The following is a 20,022-nucleotide window of genomic DNA, read 5'->3' on the forward strand; positions in this document are numbered from 1 at the left end:
GATAATTCTAATTTTATATTAGAATGAAAAAGGGGACTTTTAGTCCCCAGTATAATAAAACCTCTGTACTTTCAGTACAGAGTGATTTAGTTTAAAAACTTGGACTAGGATCCCAATCACAGCGACTCATACAGAAACTTACAGAAGTTGCACAGAAACTCCATCCAGATGGACAGGTACATCTAAAGCTGCCTTCAGGACAGAAATTACCAACATTTAATTCTCCTTTAATGTGTTGTAATTCGTTTTTGTTTAGTTTTTTAACTCCTTTGAGATTTAAAATTGAGTGTTTCATAATAAAAATATTTAATGATATTACATATTGTAGTTCCATAAACTGTTGTATTGTTACTAAAAATTAATTTTGAAATGCTGATTTTAATAGTATTTTTATCAAAAAATATAAGATGAGTCAGACGGAGGCGTTTTTTAATTATATCTCTGAAGGATATAAGTGTAAAGGAGATTTTATTACTCTGGGAGCAGGAATGTTAGGAGAAGAAACAGTCACAAATGCACTGGTAAATATTCCTCTAAAAACGTTAAACAGGCATGGATTAATAGCTGGAGCTACAGGTACAGGTAAAACTAAAACATTACAAGTACTAGCAGAAAATATGTCTGAAAAAGGAATTCCCGTATTATTAATGGATGTCAAAGGAGATTTAAGTGGTCTAGGACAACCAAGTCCGGGGCATGCTAAAATAGACGAAAGACATGAGAAAATCGGAATTCCTTTTGATGCAAAAAAATTTCCAATTGAAATTTTATCAATTTCAGAACAAGATGGAGTTCGTCTTAGAGCTACAGTTTCTGAATTTGGTCCAGTATTGCTCTCTAGAATATTAGATTTAACAGAAGCACAATCTGGAATTGTAGCAATTATTTTTAAATATTGTGATGATAATCATTTACCATTACTTGATTTAAAAGATTTTAAAAAGATGTTACAATTCGTAACAGCAGAAGGAAAAGATGAAATTGCAACAGAATACGGTAGGATTTCAACTTCTAGTACAGGTGCTATTCTTAGAAAAATTGTCGAGTTAGAGCAGCAAGGAGGTGAATTGTTTTTTGGTGAAAAATCTTTTGAAGTTGATGACTTAACTAGAGTAGATGAAAATGGAAGAGGAGTAATATCTGTTTTAAGATTAACCGATATTCAAGACAAACCAAAGTTATTTTCAACATTTATGCTTCAATTATTAGCAGAAGTATATGAAACTTTTCCAGAACAAGGAGATAGTGGTAGACCAGAGTTAATTATTTTTATAGATGAGGCACATTTAGTTTTTGATGAAGCATCAAAAGCATTATTAAGCCAAATTGAAAGCATTGTAAAGTTAATACGATCAAAAGGAATTGGGTTGTATTTTGTAACTCAAAACCCTAAAGATGTTCCTGAAGATGTTTTAGCACAATTAGGAATGAAAGTTCAACATGCTTTACGTGCATTTACAGCTAAAGATAGAAAAGCATTAAAGTTAGCTGCTGAAAATTATCCAGATTCTGAGTTTTATAATACTAGTGAAGCATTAACACAACTAGGTATTGGAGAAGCATTTATTACGGCCTTAAATGAAAAAGGAATTCCAACTCCTTTAGCAAGAACTATGCTTAGAGCACCAATGAGTAGAATGGATGTTCTTACTGATAGAGAAATCCAAGAGGTGCTAGATAATTCTAAACTAGTTGATAAGTACAATAAGAGTATTGATAGAGAAAGTGCTTATGAATTGTTAGAAGAAAAAATTGAGCGCATCAACAAAGAAAAAACAGAAGAAGATAGAAGAAGAGAAGAAGAAAAAATTAGAAAGAAAAGAAGTACAAGTTCTTCATCAAGAAGCACTCGACAAAATCCAGTTGTAAAAGTACTAACAAGTGCTACTTTTATTAGAGCTGTTTTTGGGATTTTAAAGAAAGTACTATAAACTAAATAGCAAAAAGAAACGTTATATTTTGAAATTAAACTTACATGAAAAAATTAACTAAAATTGTATCAATACTTTGTATTTCATTTTTATTTGTTCAATGTGGAAAAGATAAATTTACGATTGCGAAAGGAAAGGTTGGGCAATTAACTACAAAAACTACTGTACAAGAATTAGATAAAATTTTTGCTAAAGATTCTTTAGTAAAAATATTAAGCGAAGGAGCTAAAGGAAATAATTATTTTCAAGATGATGATGTATATGAGGTATATGAAAAAGGAGGAAAACTTTTACTGAGTATTATACCAAAAGAGCAATTAGATTCGACTTCTGTTATAAAAAGTGTTGAAATTTTTGATGAACGCTTTAAAACAGAAAAAGGATTGAATATTAATTCTACATTCAATGAAATTAATTCAAACAATGCTATAAGTAAAATAGAGCCTTCATTTTCTTCGGTTACGGTTTTTATAGATGATTTAAATGCCACTATTGCCATAGATAAAGAAGGTCTAGGTTTAAGTGATTATAACATGAAAAAAGTGTCTATTGAACAAATTCCCGATTTAGCAAAAATGAAATCGTTCATTATTTGGTTCAATTAAAAATATAAAATCCGCTTAGGCGGATTTTTTTATAGACGCATACAAAACAAATTTCCAAACTTATATATTTGCACAACAAATCAAAGAACATGAATTACGCAAAGAATATTCTTGAGACTATTGGAAACACTCCTTTAGTTAAAATTAATAAACTAGCCGAAGAATTACCTTGTTTAGTATTAGCTAAGTACGAAACTTTTAACCCAGGTAATTCAGTAAAAGACAGAATGGCTCTAAAAATGATAGAAGATGCTGAGGCTGATGGAAGATTAAAGCCAGGAGGAACAATCATTGAAGGAACTTCAGGAAACACAGGAATGGGATTAGCTTTAGCTGCAATTGTTAAAGGATACAAGTGTGTTTTTGTAATGGCAGATAAGCAAAGTAAAGAAAAAGTTGATATTTTAAAAGCTGTTGGAGCAGAGGTTGTAGTTTGTCCTACGAATGTAGAACCAGATGATCCTAGAAGTTACTATTCAGTTTCAAGAAGATTAGCAGAGGAAACAGAGAATGCTTGGTATGTAAACCAATATGATAACCCAAGTAATGCAAAAGGTCATTATGAGAGTACTGGGCCAGAAATTTGGGAACAAACCGAAGGAAAAATTACTCATTTTGTTGTTGGAGTAGGAACTGGAGGAACTATTTCGGGAGTTGGAAAATATTTAAAAGAGAAAAATCCAAATGTAAAGGTTTGGGGAATTGATACTTACGGTTCTGTTTTTAAAAAATACCATGAAACGGGTGTATTTGATGAAAATGAGATTTATCCTTATGTAACAGAAGGTATTGGGGAAGATATTTTACCGAAGAACGTTGATTTTAGTATTATTGATGGGTTTACTAAGGTTACTGATAAAGATGCAGCAGTGTATACACAGTTATTAGCTAAGAAAGAAGGAATGTTCTTAGGGAACTCTGCCGGAGCAGCTATGAAAGGTTTGTTACAGTTAAAAGAGCATTTTAATGAAGATGATGTTGTAGTAGTATTATTTCATGATCACGGAAGTCGTTATGTTGGAAAAATGTTTAACGATGACTGGATGAGAAAAATGGGATATTTAGAATAAACTAGAATCCATGTTTAAACTATTTTGTGGAAGTCCAGAGGGTTTTTTGGGTTTACTCTTTGTTTTGTTCATATTTGCTTTGCCAGTAGCTATAATGGTAATCATTGCAAATATTATCTTAAAAACAACTGAATTCTATAAAAAACTAATAACCAATAGTTTTAGAAAATTTTTATATTTTATTTTTTTAATTTTTATAGCAATTCTAATTTGTATAATCTTCACAATCGGACTTTAATTCGAAATCAAGAAAATATAAATTATTAATATAATCAAAAAGCCACCTCATTGAGGTGGCTTTTCGTTAATCAACTAATTCAAATAATTTACACAATGAAAACAATTATTATTGTTAACAATTATATGTTTTCAATTTACGTGCCAAAATTAATAATATTTACCACATAAATGTGTATTTATTTTATTATTTACATTTTTTTAACTTTTAAAACCTTTATTGTTAAGAAATTAATAATAGAATGTTAGCTAGCATGTTTGTGTGCTTTGTAAGAAGACCTTACTAAAGCTCCACTTTCCACATACATGAATCCCATTTCTTTTCCTAAAGTTTCGTATTTCTTAAACTGTTCTGGAGTAATAAATTCTTTAACAGGTAAATGTTTTTTGGTAGGTTGTAAATACTGACCAATAGTGATAATATCTAAACCAACATTTCTAAGGTCTTTCATTGTTTCGATAACCTCTTCTTCAGTTTCACCTAAACCAAGCATAATACCAGATTTAGTTCTCATCCCGTTCTCTTTTAGGTATTTTAAAACACCTAAACTTCTATCATATTTTGCTTGAATTCTTACTTCTCTTGTTAACCTTCTAACGGTTTCCATATTATGAGAAACAACTTCAGGATGCACTTCAATAATTCGATCTATAAGCTTCGTATTACCTTGAAAATCTGGAATTAGTGTTTCTAAAGTTGTGTTAGGGTTAGCTCTTCTAATCGCTTCAACCGTTTCAGCCCATATAATAGAACCTCCATCTTTTAAATCATCTCTATCAACAGAAGTAATAACCGCATGTTTAATATTCATGATTTTTATAGATCGAGCTACTTTTTCAGGTTCGTCCCATTCTACAGTTTCAGGTCTTCCTGTTTTAACACCGCAAAACCCACAAGAACGCGTACAAATATTACCTAAAATCATGAATGTAGCAGTACCTTCGCCCCAACATTCACCCATGTTAGGACAACTACCACTAGTACAAATAGTATTTAGTTTGTACTTATCTACTAATCCTCTTAATTCGGTATATTTTTTTCCTACAGGAAGCTTTACACGTAACCACTTCGGTTTTTGTACACGTTCCGAAGTTGCGTCTTTAGTAATTTTAGTTTCCGATGGGATAAGAATCTTTTCTGACATTCACTATAAATTTGATGTACAAATTTACGAAGAATGTTTTATTGCATAATACCTAATTCGTTAGCTTTATCAATTGCAAGTTGTAATAACTCGTCATTTGTCTTAATTGTACTAACAATTCTACCGATTTTGTCTAGGTCTTCTTTGTTAGCGCTCCAAAAAGTAACACCAGTAACATCAACTTTCATCTCAATCTCATCGATTAAATTGTTGTCACAAAGCTTAAAAGCACCGTAAATAATACCTAACCAAGACGGACCACCTCCGTGATAACCACTAGCTTGAAGATCTTTTGCAAGAGAATCTGATTGATAAACATCATGATAATCATACCTATATTTGCCATTTTCTTGTTGTAATTTTCCTTGAAAAGGAACTGAAGTATCAGAAATAGCTGTTTGAAGTTTTTCTACTTGAGCAAAAGTATTTTGTAATGAAAAAAGTGTAAGGGATAACACACATACCAACTGTAAGAAAAATCTTTTTGTTTGCATTCGTAATATTGGGATTTTATTATACTTTGTGGATTATACCAAAAAGCGTGCTAATTTAATTTTTTTTCTCTTTTTTTTCAGATTTTTTTAAATATATTTTATTAGTGTGTTGTATCACAGGTGTCTATTTAAAAAAGATACTTACATACCATAGGCTGAAACAAATAAGAAATAAAATTCCTGTCATACTTATAATCTTAATAATAGTTGAAGGATGATGTTCTTTTGGTGTATATTTACTAGTAATAAGCTTATAATTTAAGATAGCAAAAACAGGAGCAGTTAGAAACGAAAATATGGTAGCAATTTTAACCATTAACAACATGCTATTCAGTAATACAAACAGAATTAATAATGTTCCTGTAATTAAAAGATAACTCCAAAACTTATAATTTAATTTTTCTTTACTGAATAACAAAAAAGACGCTTTTTCCATTGCTCTAGGTGAAGCATCTAGCGTAGTAATTGTTGTGCTAAACATGGTGGTAAAAGCAGCTATTCCAATAATGGGTTTTGCATACTCCCCTAAATTATTGGTGTATAAATTAATAAGTTGTAAAGCAAATTGACCTCCATTACTAGCAAATTTTTCATCAGAGGAAAACATTACTAATGCACCTAATAAAATAAAGCATAAACCTAAAAACATTGTACCAAAGTAACCCACATTGAAATCGAAAATAGATTTTTTTACACTTACTTTTTCATGAGTGTTTTTTTGTTTTTGTATCGACCAAAGAGAATGCCAAATAGAAATATCTAAAGGAGCTGGCATCCAACCTAAAAAAGCAATTAAAAAACTGATTCCAACAGCATCTGTAGGAAGAACTTGAGCATATGAAAAGGTTCTTTCATTTTTAGTAATTGCAATAATTAACGATAATAGCGTACTAATTGTTAAAAATAAAATAATATACTTCATTAATTTATCTAACAATTCATACTTCCCTATTGAAAGGATTAAAAAACTTACTATCAAAATAATAGTAGCCCAATACACCAAATTGTTTGTAATCCCGAATAAGTAAGAAGCTAAACTGGCTGTAACTATCGTAACTCCTGCTTGAATAGTAAACATAGTGGCTATGTTTACAATAAAGTAAAGATTCAAATAACCTCTTCCTAATTTTTTATAGCCATCTAGTAAGCTTTCACCAGTCGCAGAAGCATACTTTGGTCCGAATTTAAAGAAAGGATATTTAAAGAAATGAACAAGAAATAAAGCCCAAATTAATCCGTATCCATATTCTGCACCAGCTCTAGTAGATTGAACTAAATGCGAAACACCAATTGCAGCACCAGCAAATAATAACCCTGGGCCAAAGGCGCTAAAAATGTTTCTTTTCATGATTTATTCTTCTCAATAATTTCAGCTAGTAATTTTTTAGCTCTTAGAAGTTTAACTTTAACATTATTCATTGGTTCATCAAGTTGTTCAGAAATTTCTTTATAACTTAATTCTTGAAAAAATCGTAGATTAATTACTTCCTGATACTTTGGCTTTAATTGCTTAATGTCCTTTAGAAGCTTCGCTAGATTTTGCTCTGTTATGATAGTGTCTTCTGGAGATGGTGCATCATCAATAACTTTATAAGCTTCATCATCTGCTTTTGAAGATTTTATAACAGGAGAGGATTTACTTTTCCTTAAAATATCTTGGTGAATATTCTTAGAAATAGCAATTAACCATGTGCTAAATTGATACTCTTCATTAAAAGTATGAATTTTGTTAAATGCCTTAGCAAAAGTCTGAATAGTAATGTCTTCAGCATCATTTTCATTTGCTACATTCTTTAATTGATACCCATAAACAATAGCCCAGAAAGCATCTAAAAGAAAGTTAAAAGACATTTGATTGCCTTTTTTCGCTTTTTCTATATGTTGAAGAATTTCGTCTTTTATGAGAAGAGAGTTTTATTGGTGTTGAGGTTCATTACATGAATCAAATTGATCTGGAGTTTTTCCACAAAAACCACACGCTTCACCTGATTTATTTAACATTGGATTTTGACTAGCACATGTTCCTGCAAATTCACCATCTTTTTTTGCCCAAATTTTAATAGCAATTCCTGCAAAAGCTATAGCTAATAATCCTGCTGTTAATATAACTAATTTCATGAATAAAATTTTAATAGTTCAAAGATAATGAAACTATTTTTTTAGAGTAGGTGACTTTTTAAATAATATGGTGTCTTAATAGTGTAACTAAACTTTAAAACAGTATAAAATGAAATCAGTATTAGAATTCTTAATCACTTTTTATAAGTTCATTGGTTTTTCAATGAAAAAGACTGAAAATCAATTATTGCCAGTTTACATTAAAACTCACAATAAAATTAAAAGATATAATAGATAATAACATTTGTAGATTCCCAATATTAAACAATAGGTTTAAAAATAGAAAAACTGCTTCTAAAAGAAGCAGTTTTTTGCTATTTACTATAATTTTAATTTAAAGGGAATTAGTTTAAATTAACATACTCTTCTTCCGAAATTTCCCCAGAAGCAATTTTGCTAAGTTCTTCTCTAAAAGAAGAAATGTATTGATGAGCTTCAAAAGATACTCCTTCTGGTTTTTGAATTTCTGATCTAAGTTGTCCGCCTAAAACATACTGATCGTAATAATAAAAGAACACATTGTCAAAGTTTCTATTAGAATAGTTACCATTCTCAGCGATAAGATAACCTAATCTGTAAGCAGATCTTCTTTGAGCAGCAGAACCATGACTTGAATTTACAGGTCCAGCTAAAGTTTGTGCAAAGTTATAACCTTGTGCTGCTGTAGTCCAATTACTAGTATATCTCTTTCTGATATAATATCCTCCAAATCCATCAGCTTCTAATTCTGTAGCGCTAACGTGATTTCTACTAGGGATTCCAGATGTTCTAAATTGGACTTGATGTGCAATTTCATGAGCAGCCACATAAGCTATAGCAGTATTACCATAGCCGTTTGCGTTTTGTAAAAGCTCCTCTCCCCAAACAACATAACCTCCACTAAAAGAAAGAGCGTTAAAAGTTCCTGGTCCAGCAGCATAGTATAAAGGAACATTTCCCATGCCGAATAAACTAGCAGCATTGTCATGTTGTCCTTTTAAAAAATTAGTTACAGATTGACTTACAATGTAACTAGCCCAATAAGAATTAGGTCCAAAGCCTTGTACTGTAGCATGATCAGCATCATGCATGTTTAAGTTAGAGGGAGAATCTTGAGGAAAATCTAAACTTGATTCTTGATTTTCATCTGAAGTACAATTTTGAAATACAGCTAAAATTGTTAAAAGCATTAAAAATTTTGTCAAATTTTTCATTACGAAGGTTTTTTTGATTGTTAATAATGCCGTAATGATATGGAAAATAGTGAATTGCTAATAAAAAGTTAAAAAATAAATATATATAAATTTTTAGAGCTAAAATTTAGATATATTTTAGCTTATTTATAAAAATAATTTTTACTAAAATTGAGGGTAGTAAAGAGAAATAAATGATTTTTTAATTAAATAATATTTACTTCAATTTCTAAATCTATTTTATAAGTCTCTTTTATAGTTGCTTGGATTTTTTGTGCTAATTCAAAGATATCTTTTCCTGATGCATTACCATAATTAACAAGTACTAAGGCTTGATTTTCATGAACTCCGTAATCACCATATCGTTTTCCTTTAAAACCAGATTGTTCGATTAGCCAACCAGCAGGAACTTTAATTTCTGTCTCAGAAACAGGGTAGCTTGGTATAGTTGGGTACTTATTTTTTAATTCTTCAAAAAGAGAAATTGAAATAACTGGGTTTTTGAAAAAACTACCGCTATTACCAATCTCATTAGGATCGGGCAATTTAGATTGTCGAATGGCGATAACAGCTTCCGAAATATCTTTAATTGTAGGATTAGTAATTTGTCTATCTGTCAATTCCTTTTCAATAGCACCATAGGATGTAGTTAGTTTATGGTTGCTTTTAGAAAGCTTAAAACAAACAGAGGTTATAATGTATTTTCCTTTAGCTTCATTTTTAAATATAGAATTTCTATAACCAAAATTACATTCTGTGTTAGAAAAAGAAACTAGTTTGTTTGTTTCGATTTCTATAGCTTCTACCTTAGTAATAACGTCTTTAACTTCTACACCGTAAGCGCCAATATTTTGAATAGGACAAGTGCCTACTTTACCAGGTATTAAAGATAAATTTTCAATTCCTCCATATCCTTGCTCAATAGCCCATAAAACAAATTCATGCCAATTTTCTCCAGCATTTACAGTCAAATACACAGCATTATCATCTTCTCTATCAATTGAAATTCCTTTGATATTAAGATGTACTACTAGCTGTTCTATGTTTTTTGTGAGTAACATATTACTTCCGCCAGAAAGAAGAAACAACTTTTTTTCCTTTTTTAAAAGCTGCTGTAACTCGTAAACAGAACTAATAGAAATAAAACGTTTGGCATTAACATCAATGCCAAACGTATTGTATTTTTTTAATGATATGTTTTCTTGAAAATTCAACTATCTATAATTATTGATTGTATTGCTCTAATGCTAACTTTAAAATTTCAACAGAACGTTTTAAATCTTCTTTATTTAAAACATACGCAATACGAACTTGATTTTTACCTTCTCCTTCTGTAGAATAGAAACCACTTGCAGGAGCAACCATTACAGTTTCGTTATTATGATGGAATTTTTCTAAAATCCATTGTGCAAAATCATCAGAATCTTTCACAGGTAGTTCAGCTACACAGTAAAAAGCTCCTTTTGGATTGGCAACTTTAACACCATCAATCTTTTTTAACTCGGTAATTAGTGTGTTTCTTCGCTCTACATATTCTTCAATAACATCTTCAAAATAGCTTTGAGGAGTATCTAAAGCAGCTTCGCTAGCTATTAATGCATATGTTGGTGGACTTAAGCGTGCTTGTGCAAACTTTATGGCTGTCTGAATAAATTCTTGATTTTTAGAGACTATACATCCAATTCTTGCCCCACACATACTGTAACGTTTAGAAACAGAATCAATCATAATAGCATGTTGTTCTAAACCGTTTTCTTTCATTACAGAATGATGCTCAGCACCATCATAAGCAAATTCACGGTATACTTCATCAGCAATTAAGAATAAATCATGTTTTAGAACAATTTGCTTTAATTTTTCAATTTCTTCTTTGCTGTATAAATATCCTGTTGGATTTCCTGGATTACAAATTAATATAGCTTTTGTTTTAGGCGTAATTAACTTTTCAAAATCTTCAATTTTAGGTAATGCAAAGTTATCATCAATAGAAGAGATAACCGGTACAACTTTTACTCCAGAAGCTATTGAAAATCCGTTATAATTAGCATAAAAAGGTTCAGGGATAATGATTTCATCTCCTGGATCCGTTATACTTCCAATAGTAAATAATAAAGCTTCTGATCCTCCGGTAGTAACTACTATATCATTTGCATTAACATGAATGTTATTTTGCGAATAGTAATTTGTTAACTTGTCTCTGTATACTTCTGATCCTTCAGAACGCGCATAAGATAATACTTCTATGTCGTTGTTTTTAACAGCATCTAATGCTACTTGAGGGGTTTTAATATCAGGCTGACCAATATTTAAATGAAAAACGTTAATTCCATTTTTTTTAGCGTTTTCAGCATAAGGAACCAATTTACGTATTGGTGATTGAGGCATTAAATTACCTTTAGATGAAATAGCAGGCATTGCTTTATTTTTTTAGTTGTTTTAAGTAGGCAAATTTGCAAAATTATATTGATTTGGAGTATTTTTTACCTACAAAAACTAACCCTACATCTAATGAAATGGTTAAAACTATCTTAAAAAAAAATAAGTTGACTAATAAGATTGTATATTGTTATGAATGTAAAGTTAAAGTGTGTAATTTGAGAAGACTATTACTATCCCTATTATTTTTTGTTTTTATTCTTAAAGGTTATGGCCAATCAAAGTTTCAGTTTTATGGGAATGAAGATGTGAGTCAAAAGGTAAAGTTCACCTTAATTAACAACCTTATAATTATTCCATTACAGATTAATGGAAAAGATTTAAACTTCATTTTAGATACAGGGGTCAATAAAACTATTTTATTTAATTTAACAAAAAATGATAGCCTTGGATTAAATAATGTAGAAAAAATTCAATTAAAAGGTTTAGGAAGTGGTGAACCTGTTGATGCTTTATTGTCTAAAAATAATCGCTTTAGAATTAAAAACTTAGTAAATCCCAATGAAGATCTTTATGTAATACTTAGAGATAATTTTAATATGTCTGCTAGAATGGGTATGACAATACACGGAATAATAGGATTTGATTTACTTAAAAATATAATTCTTAAGATAGATTACAAATCTAAATACCTAACTTTTTATAATCCGAAAAAGTATAGATTAAAGAAATGCAGAAGATGTGAGGAGTTCCCATTAGAGTTTTATAGAAACAAACCTTATATAAATACCTATGCACAACTAGACACTATTGGTGAAAAGAAAATTAAGACAAAGTTGTTGATTGATTCAGGAGGTAGTGATGCTTTATGGTTTTTTGAAGGAACTCACAAAGATATTAAAACCCCGAAAAAATATTTTAGAGATATATTAGGGGAGGGATTAAGTGGTACTATTTACGGGAATAGAAGTAAAGTTCCATTATTTGAACTAGGAAAGTTTAAAATAGAAGAACCAACAGTATCTTTTTTGGACACAACTTCTACGGCTAATGCGAGACAATTTAAATTAAGAAATGGTAGCATTGGAGGTAATATTTTAAAACGATTTATTGTTTGGTTAGATTATGGTAGTAGAAAAGCGATTTTTAAGAAAAATGCATCTTTAAAGAGTGGGTTTTATTATAATATGAGTGGTTTATCTGTTATTTATGATGGTCAAGAACTAATTAAAGAAAGACAAGATAATATTATTACGGATAATTTTAATTCAGGAAACAAAGTTTCAGATAACAAAACAATATCGTTTGTAACTAGTTATTTCTATCGTTTTAAGCCAGCTTATAAAATTAGTAATGTGCTTAAAAATTCTCCTGCAGATTTAGTAGGATTAGAAAAAGATGATGTTATTAAACGTATAAATGGTAATCCAGCTTATACCTATACACTATCACAAATTAATGCTCTTTTTCATGATAAACCTAATAAAAGGATTAGCTTAGAAATAGAAAGAGCAGGTCAAAAATATAAGTTTAAGTTTAGATTAAAAGAAAGGATATAAACAAAAAAAAGAGTCTTTAATAAGACTCTTTTTTTGTTTTTTGTAATTACAAGCTAGTATTAAGATTTTTGATCTTCTTCTTTCTCTTCTTTCTTTTCTTCAGTACCAGCTTTAGTAATATATCCTTTGATCTTTAACATCATTCTCTCTTGCTTAGCATTAGAGTAAATAGTTATAGCTTTAGAGAAACCTCCTAATCTTTTAGTGTCATAAGAAACTTCGATTTGTCCTTTTTCTCCTGGCATAATTGGTTTCTCTGGTTTACTAGGTACAGTACAACCACAAGTTGATTTAATGTCACTTATAATTAAAGGTGCATCTCCAACGTTTGTAAACTTAAAAACTCTCTTTCCTTCAGAACCTTGAGTAATTTTTCCGTAATTAATTAGTTCGCTATCAAACTTAAATTCTTGAGCATTTACAGATAAAGTTAAAAAACAAACTGCGATGAATGATAAAATTGTTTTCATAATTCTAATAATTGTTTTAGGGATTTCCTACTTGTGTTACAAATCTAATATAAATTTTTAGTTATAAAAAATCAACTACTAATTTTATAACGTCATAGATAGTTGTATTTTTGTGAACTATATTCCAAAAATGATGCCAAAATCATTTTTTTCGAATGTACTAAAACTAATAACAATCAAAATATTAAGTATATCAAATGGGTATTCCATCTAAATACAATGCAAACGAAGTAGAAAGTAAATGGTACGATTACTGGATGAAGCATAACTATTTTCATTCAGAAGTAGATGAAAGAGAACCATACACAATTGTAATCCCACCACCAAACGTCACGGGTGTGTTGCATATGGGACACATGTTAAACAATACTATTCAAGATGTATTGATTAGAAGAGCTCGTTTACTTGGAAAAAATGCTTGTTGGGTACCTGGTACAGATCATGCCTCGATAGCTACAGAAGCTAAGGTAGTAGCAAAATTGAAGGAGGAAGGCATCAATAAAAATGAGTTAAGTAGAGAAGAGTTCTTAAAACATGCTTTTGAATGGAAAGAAAAGTATGGAGGAATTATTCTTGAACAATTAAAGAAATTAGGAGCTTCTTGTGATTGGGATCGTACTAAGTTTACGATGGATGATGATATGAGTGAAGCGGTAATCAAAGTTTTTGTTGATTTATACAACAAAGGAATGATTTATCGTGGATTTAGAATGGTGAATTGGGATCCTGAAGCAAAAACTACACTTTCAGATGAAGAGGTAATTTATGAAGAACGCCAAGGTAATTTATACTATTTGCAATATGATATTGTTGATTCTGAAGAGAAGGTAACTATTGCAACAACTCGTCCTGAAACAATTTTAGGAGATACTGCTATCTGTATCAATCCAAATGATGAACGTTACACACATCTAAAAGGAAAGAAAGCGATTGTACCATTATGTAATCGTGAAATTCCTATTATAGAAGATGAGTATGTTGATTTAGAATTTGGTACAGGTTGTTTGAAAGTAACTCCTGCACATGATGAAAATGATAAAGTATTAGGTGATAAACACGGTTTAGAAGTAATTGATATTTTTAACGAAGATGCTTCATTAAATTCATTTGGTTTACATTATCAAGGAAAAGATCGTTTTGTTGTTCGTAAAGAGATTACAAAAGAATTAGAAGAGAAAGGATATTTAGTAAAAACAGAACAACACACTAATAAAGTTGGTACTTCTGAAAGAACCAAAGCTGTAATCGAACCTAGATTATCAGATCAATGGTTCTTAAAAATGGAAGAGTTGGCTAAACCTGCTTTAGAGGCAGTTTTAGGTGAAGATAGAGAGGTGAAGTTGTTTCCACGTAAGTTTGAAAACACTTATCGTCATTGGATGGAGAATATTCGTGATTGGAATATTTCTCGTCAATTATGGTGGGGACAACAAATTCCTGCGTATTACTATGGAGATGGTAAAGAGGATTTTGTAGTTGCAGAAACAAAAGAAGAAGCTTTAAAATTAGCTTGGAAGAAAACCAATGATTATGAAATCACATTAGAGGATTTACAACAAGATCCAGATGTGTTAGATACATGGTTCTCTTCATGGTTATGGCCAATGTCGGTTTTTGATGGAATTAGAAACCCTGAAAACGAAGAAATCAAATATTATTATCCAACAAATGATTTAGTAACAGGTCCAGATATTTTATTTTTCTGGGTTGCTCGTATGATTATAGCTGGATATGAATATAAAGATGCTCGTCCGTTTGAAAATGTGTATTTAACTGGTTTAGTACGTGACAAGCAGCGCCGTAAAATGAGTAAGCAATTGGGAAATTCCCCAGATGCATTGAAATTAATTGAAGAGTTTGGAGCTGATGGTGTTCGTGTAGGGTTGTTATTAAGTTCAGCTGCAGGAAACGATTTATTATTTGATGAAACACTTTGTGATCAAGGTAAAAAGTTTGGAAACAAAGTTTGGAGTGCATTTTATTTAACAACATTATGGGAAGTTTCTGAGGAAATTGCACAACCAGCGCATAGCAAATTAGCAATTGAATGGTATAAGTCTAAATTTCAAAAGACTTTAGTTGAGGTTGAAGATCATTACAGTAAATATAGATTAAGTGATGCATTGATGGCAATGTATAAGTTAATTTATGATGATTTTTGTGGATTCTTTTTAGAAGTTGTAAAACCAGCTTATCAGCAACCAATAGATAAGAAAACGTATGATGAAGTAATTGCCATTTTTGAAGATAACTTACGAATCTTACATCCTTTTATGCCGTTTATAACAGAGGAGATTTGGCAATCTATTTCTGAAAGATCAGTAGAGGAAGCATTGGTTATAGCTAAATATCCAACACAAACTTCATTTAATGAGGAATTAATTACTGAAATGGATTTTGCTTCTGAAGTTATTTCAGGAATTCGTACAGTTCGTAAAGAGAAAAATATTGCACATAAAGATGCTGTAGCGATTTCTGTAATCAACAATGAAAAGTCTTCTGATAATTTAGATGAAGTAATTAAAAAGTTAGTAAACGCCTCTGAAATCAACTATGTAACAGAAAAAATTGATGGAGCTTCATTTAGAGTAAAATCGAATGAATATTTTATTCCTATTGCTGTTGATAGTATTGATGTAGAGGAAGAAATTAAGAAAATCACAGAAGAATTAAACTATACTGAAGGTTTCTTAAAATCGGTTCAAAAGAAACTGTCTAACGAGCGTTTTGTAAACAATGCTCCAGAACAAGTTGTTGCTGTTGAACGTAAGAAAGAAGCAGATGCTGTAGCTAAAATTGAAACATTAAAGGCAAGTTTAGCTAGTTTACAGTAGAGTAAAAATATATAAACAGTTTTAAAAAAGCGTTCCTAATTAATTAGGAACGCTTTTTTTATCTGAACTATTTCAGGTTGGTGCACTATATTTTATTTCTTTAACTCACAGAAAAAATCTAAGGTATTCTCATCACATTTATCTGTTAGAAAGTAACTTTTATCAGTAATGTTAGTAATAATATTAGAATGTTTTTTAAACAAGGAAGTTCTATTAAATCGATTCAATATTTCATAAGGAAGCTTCAGTATAAAACGTGGAGCTCTTTTTTCTAATTTAAAAATATCCCAACGTAAAATTTTTGCTACCGATTTTTTATTTTCTTCATAATAGTCCATAGCAACATCTGAACCAGTAATTCCTTTAACTTTAGATTCTTTAAAAATATTTTGACTAAGTTTTTGTAACTCTTCAAACGTGTATTCTCTGTAATGCCAAGGATTTCTACTTACCGAACGATTTGCATTTGGAGTTGTTAAAAATAATGTTCCTGAAGGTTTTAAAACTCTATGGATTTCTTCTAGAAAATAATTATCGTTTTTGATGTGTTCAATAACTTGAAATGCAATCACAAAATCCTGACTATTAGATGCGATTTTTGATAGTGGTGGAACTCTTTGTTGAATTACATTAGCATTAGGAAATCTATTTTTCAGTCTCTGAATGGCATATTTTGATTTATCAACAGCTGAAATAATAAGACTATCATTGGTTTTTGATAAAATTTCTAAACCATATCCTTCTCCTGGACCAATTTCAAGAATGTTTCCATGCACTTGATCTTTAATTAGTTCATATGCCGTTTTAGTTCTTTGAAAAAGCGGACTGTCAGACGAAATATGAGAAGAGGTAACCTCAGTTGAGTAAAAGAACATAATTAAAAATTAGTAAGGCCAGTTTTTCTTTTTCCATTCATTTAATCGCTTTTCAATAGCTTTTAAATCAATAGATTTATCTTCAAAATACTTACCATCAAGAGGTTTAATTTGCATAATCATTTGACTGTATACTTTAAAGAGATAGTTAGCGTGCCTAACATTAATAATAGGGTTAGGAGGGTTGAATGAGGTCATCCAAGCAAGTTCCTTTTCAATATTATCAATAGCTGTTTTACAGACTGTACTACCATCTTCTATTTTTTGTAATCGGTAATATAATTTACCCAGAGCAAAAGCAAATTCACCATAAGGAACTTGAATATTAGGAAAATTAGTTTTACAAAAATCTAACGTTTGAAGTGCTTTTTCAGTTTTTCCTTCTTCAATTAAAGCTTGTGCAAGGAAATAATAATTTCTTCTTAAAACTGATTTGGAGAAACTAATAGCTTCGTCGGTAACTTTAACGTCTTTATTGTTTAATTTTAAAAAGTTAGTTTTTTCTACTAACTGATTATAGGATTTAGAAGTGTTTACAATTTTAGGATTTTCATTTGCAATAGCTCTAACTGGAATAAGTTGGTTAACTAATCCTTTTTGAACTAAATACCCATCTAAACCTACGGTATGAACATTGGTTCCCATTTCCGTAAAACATATTGGTCTAGATTCGATGTTTTGAGCGATAATATCTAAAACGGCAATATCATTTTTTCTATATACAGCTTTTTTATATTCCCATCTCAGCGTATCTTTTGGTATTAATACTCTACTAATGTTGTTTTTTTCAGTGGTTAAGTATGGTAAACTATTTAAAGGTAAAATCAACTTTTCAGTAGGGAAGAAGCTCAAGTCTTTTTCAAGATATTTAATTCTGTTTTTAGGATTTTCAAAAAAAACAGAAATATTTTTTATGTTGAAAAACTGATTAGTAATTTTATTGTAAGTGATATCTGTACTATGAGGTTTAGCAATGAATTTCTCAGACAACGACAACTTTAGAGGTTCAGAAGTGTTCATTTTTAACCTTAGCTTTTCAATATACCAGTCTAATAATAACTGATCATAGTTGATAACTCTGATATCTGTTCTGTAGTTTTCAACTTCTTGTAAATACCAAAGTGGAAATGTAATATTGTCTCCGTTTGTGATTAAAATTGCTTGCTCAGGACAAGAATCTAAATAGATTTTAGCTAATTGATATGCAAATGTATCGTTACTTCTATTTTGATTATCCAATCCTTTTGCAAAGAGTTGAATAGGTGATGCTAATGCAGCAATTAAAGCAGTTACTATTAGTTTCGTAGCATCTTTTTTTATGAATTTTAGAGCGTTAAAAATTCCAATAACAGAAAGCCCTATCCAGATTGAAAAAAATATAAAAGAAGCTGCAAAAATATAATCACGCTCACGAATCATTAAGCTCTGAGGAACAGGATTTACGTACAACGTGATTCCAATTCCGAAAGTCAAAAATAATAACACAGAAACAGAGAAGAATAGCTTGTTTTTTCTAAGTAGAAAAAGTCCCCATAATCCCATTAAAAAAGGCAAAAAGTAAAAAGCGTTTCTACTGTTTTTATCTTTATAATATTGAGGGATAAATTTTTGGTCTCCTACATATGATTTATCAAAAAAATTAAAACCAGAAATCCAATTTCCTTTTTTGATAGCTCCAGTACCTTTTAAATCATTTTGCTTGCCAATAAAGTTGTGATATAAATATCGTAAATAAAGCCAGTTTGCCTGATAATTATAAAAGAAAGCTATGTTTTCAGAAAACTTAGGTTTAGAAATAGTAACTTCTTTATTATTTATAGTTGTCTGAATAGGCGTTCCTTTTATTGTAGTCCAGGTTCTGTAAGCTTCTTGATTTATCGGGCTTTTATGAAAAACTCTTGGAAAAAATAAATTAAAACGATCATCGTAATTTGGAACTTCATATAAAGGGTCATTGGTAACTACGTACTTCTTTTCCGATTTACTGAATTTGTATTCAGGTTTTCCATTCACATAAGGTTCTCTTAGATCAAGAGGAGCGTTAAAAGCAGTTCCTCTTAATAACGGTATTTTATCAACGCCAAATTGTTTTGCTTGAATGTAAGTTAATAATTCATTAGGAGTTTTAGCACTGTTAGAAATAGGGGTGTTAACTTGAGATCTTATGATTGGAAATAAGAAGCTACTACAACCAATAATAAACATTAATACGTTTAAACTTATGTAATGTAAAACCGCTTTTTCTTTTTTGTAAGTAATTGCAACAACAGCTAAAATTCCAATGATTAGTAGGAGTAAAGTATACAAAGCACCTTTGTTAACAGTAGCTCCAAGAGAATTAACTGTCCATAAATCTATGGAAGCACAAAGCTTAATGATTCCTTGAAATACGATATTTAATAAAAAGAAGAAAAGGAATAACCCCGAAAATAAAGCAATGAAAATATTCTTTAGGGTAAAACCATACTTTTTGTAAGTAAAAACTAATGCTAAAGGAATTATAACAGCAATATTAATTAGGTGTACACCTACAGAAATTCCTAAAAGCAAAAAAACAAGAAGGATGTATTTTATTTCTTCAGTTTTTTCAGAGGTTGCTTCCCATTTAAATCCTAACCAAACAATTAAAGTCAGTAGAAAAAAGGAAAATGTATATACTTCGGTTTCAGTAGAGGCAGTCCAAAAACTATTACAAAAAGCAAAGGACAAAGCGGCAATGATACCAGCTGTAATTGAAATCTTTACATGTTCTTCTTGTAGGAGTTTACTACTAAAGTGAAATGTAATCTTATAAATAATAGGAATAGTTAATGCTCCAAAAAAAGCAGAAATTAAGTTTGAAACCAAAGCAGGCTTCAAAAAGAAAAATATTCCAAGCAACACATTTGAAAGTAAAGTGTAGAATGGAGCACCTGCAGGATGCGAAATTTGCAACTTATAGTTGGAAGCTATAAATTCAGGACTGTCCCAAAAAGTTATACTGTCGGGAATACATAATACATACACTAAGAATGTGATGCAAAAAAGAGTCCAAGAAATAATATTGTTGATTCGTTTCACTGGTATCAAATATATGATAAATCTATAATTGATTTTTTTCAACAAAGAAAAGATAAAAATAATACAGTAACTAAAT

Annotated in this window: 18 protein-coding genes; 6 read left to right on the forward strand and 12 right to left on the reverse strand. The window is 30.2% G+C overall.

Going from position 1 to position 20,022, the window contains the following annotated elements; translation table 11 throughout:
* Positions 1 to 91: 91 nt before the first annotated feature.
* A complete protein-coding gene (locus EV195_RS15685) occupies positions 92 to 295 on the reverse strand; it encodes a hypothetical protein (RefSeq protein ID WP_132795924.1) in 204 nt (67 codons plus the stop codon).
* Positions 296 to 407: 112 nt separating this feature from the next.
* Between EV195_RS15685 and EV195_RS15690 the strand changes: the two genes are divergently transcribed.
* The 3 genes from EV195_RS15690 to EV195_RS15700 all read left to right on the forward strand — a co-directional run bounded on the left by EV195_RS15690 (position 408) and on the right by EV195_RS15700 (position 3,606).
* A complete protein-coding gene (locus EV195_RS15690; RefSeq protein WP_132795925.1) occupies positions 408 to 1,931 on the forward strand; it encodes a helicase HerA-like domain-containing protein in 1,524 nt (507 codons plus the stop codon).
* Positions 1,932 to 1,975: 44 nt separating this feature from the next.
* On the forward strand, positions 1,976 to 2,536 hold the full coding sequence (locus EV195_RS15695; RefSeq protein WP_243693135.1) for a hypothetical protein: 561 nt from the start codon (positions 1,976 to 1,978) through the stop codon (positions 2,534 to 2,536).
* Between the two features lie 89 nt (positions 2,537 to 2,625).
* On the forward strand, positions 2,626 to 3,606 hold the full coding sequence (locus tag EV195_RS15700; protein WP_132795926.1) for a PLP-dependent cysteine synthase family protein: 981 nt from the start codon (positions 2,626 to 2,628) through the stop codon (positions 3,604 to 3,606).
* A gap of 482 nt (positions 3,607 to 4,088) precedes the next feature.
* Here EV195_RS15700 and lipA read toward each other — a convergent pair whose 3' ends face one another.
* The 5 genes from lipA to EV195_RS15725 form a co-directional block, all read right to left on the reverse strand.
* Positions 4,089 to 4,988 (reverse strand): lipoyl synthase, encoded by a 900-nt coding sequence (gene lipA / locus EV195_RS15705; protein ID WP_165915755.1) that lies wholly within the window; start codon positions 4,986 to 4,988, stop codon positions 4,089 to 4,091.
* 38 nt (positions 4,989 to 5,026) lie between these two features.
* Complete coding sequence (locus EV195_RS15710) at positions 5,027 to 5,482, reverse strand: hypothetical protein (protein WP_132795927.1); 456 nt, start codon at positions 5,480 to 5,482, stop codon at positions 5,027 to 5,029.
* Between the two features lie 124 nt (positions 5,483 to 5,606).
* Positions 5,607 to 6,830 (reverse strand): NRAMP family divalent metal transporter, encoded by a 1,224-nt coding sequence (locus tag EV195_RS15715; RefSeq protein ID WP_132795928.1) that lies wholly within the window; start codon positions 6,828 to 6,830, stop codon positions 5,607 to 5,609.
* The gene (locus EV195_RS15720; RefSeq protein ID WP_132795929.1) at positions 6,827 to 7,333 is read right to left on the reverse strand and encodes an RNA polymerase sigma factor; all 507 of its coding nucleotides are present in this window, start codon (positions 7,331 to 7,333) and stop codon (positions 6,827 to 6,829) included. The genes EV195_RS15715 and EV195_RS15720 overlap by 4 nt, the downstream gene beginning before the upstream one ends.
* A 63-nt stretch (positions 7,334 to 7,396) precedes the next feature.
* A complete protein-coding gene (locus EV195_RS15725) occupies positions 7,397 to 7,600 on the reverse strand; it encodes a membrane or secreted protein (RefSeq protein WP_132795930.1) in 204 nt (67 codons plus the stop codon).
* 109 nt (positions 7,601 to 7,709) lie between these two features.
* Between EV195_RS15725 and EV195_RS16915 the strand changes: the two genes are divergently transcribed.
* The gene (locus tag EV195_RS16915) at positions 7,710 to 7,838 is read left to right on the forward strand and encodes a hypothetical protein (protein WP_262708545.1); all 129 of its coding nucleotides are present in this window, start codon (positions 7,710 to 7,712) and stop codon (positions 7,836 to 7,838) included.
* 106 nt (positions 7,839 to 7,944) lie between these two features.
* Here the strand turns inward: EV195_RS16915 and EV195_RS15730 are convergent, their stop codons facing one another.
* The 3 genes from EV195_RS15730 to EV195_RS15740 all read right to left on the reverse strand — a co-directional run bounded on the left by EV195_RS15730 (position 7,945) and on the right by EV195_RS15740 (position 11,187).
* Complete coding sequence (locus EV195_RS15730; protein ID WP_132795931.1) at positions 7,945 to 8,793, reverse strand: neutral zinc metallopeptidase; 849 nt, start codon at positions 8,791 to 8,793, stop codon at positions 7,945 to 7,947.
* A 185-nt stretch (positions 8,794 to 8,978) separates the two neighbouring features.
* Positions 8,979 to 9,986 (reverse strand): UDP-N-acetylmuramate dehydrogenase, encoded by a 1,008-nt coding sequence (gene murB, locus EV195_RS15735; RefSeq protein ID WP_132795932.1) that lies wholly within the window; start codon positions 9,984 to 9,986, stop codon positions 8,979 to 8,981.
* Between the two features lie 10 nt (positions 9,987 to 9,996).
* Entirely contained in the window at positions 9,997 to 11,187 is a 1,191-nt protein-coding gene (locus EV195_RS15740; protein WP_132795933.1) for a pyridoxal phosphate-dependent aminotransferase, read from the reverse strand.
* 170 nt (positions 11,188 to 11,357) lie between these two features.
* On the opposite strand from EV195_RS15740, the gene EV195_RS15745 reads away from it, so the two are divergent.
* The gene (locus tag EV195_RS15745; protein WP_394851314.1) at positions 11,358 to 12,707 is read left to right on the forward strand and encodes a retropepsin-like aspartic protease; all 1,350 of its coding nucleotides are present in this window, start codon (positions 11,358 to 11,360) and stop codon (positions 12,705 to 12,707) included.
* Positions 12,708 to 12,766: 59 nt separating this feature from the next.
* Here the strand turns inward: EV195_RS15745 and EV195_RS15750 are convergent, their stop codons facing one another.
* On the reverse strand, positions 12,767 to 13,177 hold the full coding sequence (locus EV195_RS15750; RefSeq protein WP_132795935.1) for a DUF1573 domain-containing protein: 411 nt from the start codon (positions 13,175 to 13,177) through the stop codon (positions 12,767 to 12,769).
* 197 nt (positions 13,178 to 13,374) lie between these two features.
* Between EV195_RS15750 and EV195_RS15755 the strand changes: the two genes are divergently transcribed.
* Positions 13,375 to 16,011 carry a valine--tRNA ligase gene (locus EV195_RS15755; protein ID WP_132795936.1) on the forward strand — a complete coding sequence of 879 codons (2,637 nt, stop codon included), beginning with the start codon at positions 13,375 to 13,377 and terminating at the stop codon, positions 16,009 to 16,011.
* A 92-nt stretch (positions 16,012 to 16,103) separates the two neighbouring features.
* Here the strand turns inward: EV195_RS15755 and EV195_RS15760 are convergent, their stop codons facing one another.
* Both EV195_RS15760 and EV195_RS15765 read right to left on the reverse strand, forming a co-directional pair.
* Positions 16,104 to 16,886: a class I SAM-dependent methyltransferase gene (locus tag EV195_RS15760; protein WP_132795937.1), complete on the reverse strand. Its 783-nt coding sequence runs from the start codon at positions 16,884 to 16,886 to the stop codon at positions 16,104 to 16,106.
* Between the two features lie 9 nt (positions 16,887 to 16,895).
* Positions 16,896 to 19,946 (reverse strand): glycosyltransferase family 117 protein, encoded by a 3,051-nt coding sequence (locus EV195_RS15765; RefSeq protein WP_165915757.1) that lies wholly within the window; start codon positions 19,944 to 19,946, stop codon positions 16,896 to 16,898.
* Positions 19,947 to 20,022 lie beyond the last annotated feature (76 nt).

The organism is Tenacibaculum skagerrakense (assembly GCF_004345825.1).
Classification (GTDB): domain Bacteria; phylum Bacteroidota; class Bacteroidia; order Flavobacteriales; family Flavobacteriaceae; genus Polaribacter; species Polaribacter skagerrakensis.

What these genes read in the sequence shown, in the direction of transcription:
- EV195_RS15685 (WP_132795924.1), bottom strand. Translation starts at nt 295, where the DNA reads ATGAAACACTCAATTTTAAATCTCAAAGGAGTTAAAAAACTAAACAAA.
- EV195_RS15690 (WP_132795925.1), top strand. Translation starts at nt 408, where the DNA reads ATGAGTCAGACGGAGGCGTTTTTTAATTATATCTCTGAAGGATATAAG.
- EV195_RS15695 (WP_243693135.1), top strand. Translation starts at nt 1,976, where the DNA reads ATGAAAAAATTAACTAAAATTGTATCAATACTTTGTATTTCATTTTTA.
- EV195_RS15700 (WP_132795926.1), top strand. Translation starts at nt 2,626, where the DNA reads ATGAATTACGCAAAGAATATTCTTGAGACTATTGGAAACACTCCTTTA.
- lipA (WP_165915755.1), bottom strand. Translation starts at nt 4,988, where the DNA reads ATGTCAGAAAAGATTCTTATCCCATCGGAAACTAAAATTACTAAAGAC.
- EV195_RS15710 (WP_132795927.1), bottom strand. Translation starts at nt 5,482, where the DNA reads ATGCAAACAAAAAGATTTTTCTTACAGTTGGTATGTGTGTTATCCCTT.
- EV195_RS15715 (WP_132795928.1), bottom strand. Translation starts at nt 6,830, where the DNA reads ATGAAAAGAAACATTTTTAGCGCCTTTGGCCCAGGGTTATTATTTGCT.
- EV195_RS15720 (WP_132795929.1), bottom strand. Translation starts at nt 7,333, where the DNA reads ATGTCTTTTAACTTTCTTTTAGATGCTTTCTGGGCTATTGTTTATGGG.
- EV195_RS15725 (WP_132795930.1), bottom strand. Translation starts at nt 7,600, where the DNA reads ATGAAATTAGTTATATTAACAGCAGGATTATTAGCTATAGCTTTTGCA.
- EV195_RS16915 (WP_262708545.1), top strand. Translation starts at nt 7,710, where the DNA reads ATGAAATCAGTATTAGAATTCTTAATCACTTTTTATAAGTTCATTGGT.
- EV195_RS15730 (WP_132795931.1), bottom strand. Translation starts at nt 8,793, where the DNA reads ATGAAAAATTTGACAAAATTTTTAATGCTTTTAACAATTTTAGCTGTA.
- EV195_RS15740 (WP_132795933.1), bottom strand. Translation starts at nt 11,187, where the DNA reads ATGCCTGCTATTTCATCTAAAGGTAATTTAATGCCTCAATCACCAATA.
- EV195_RS15750 (WP_132795935.1), bottom strand. Translation starts at nt 13,177, where the DNA reads ATGAAAACAATTTTATCATTCATCGCAGTTTGTTTTTTAACTTTATCT.
- EV195_RS15755 (WP_132795936.1), top strand. Translation starts at nt 13,375, where the DNA reads ATGGGTATTCCATCTAAATACAATGCAAACGAAGTAGAAAGTAAATGG.
- EV195_RS15760 (WP_132795937.1), bottom strand. Translation starts at nt 16,886, where the DNA reads ATGTTCTTTTACTCAACTGAGGTTACCTCTTCTCATATTTCGTCTGAC.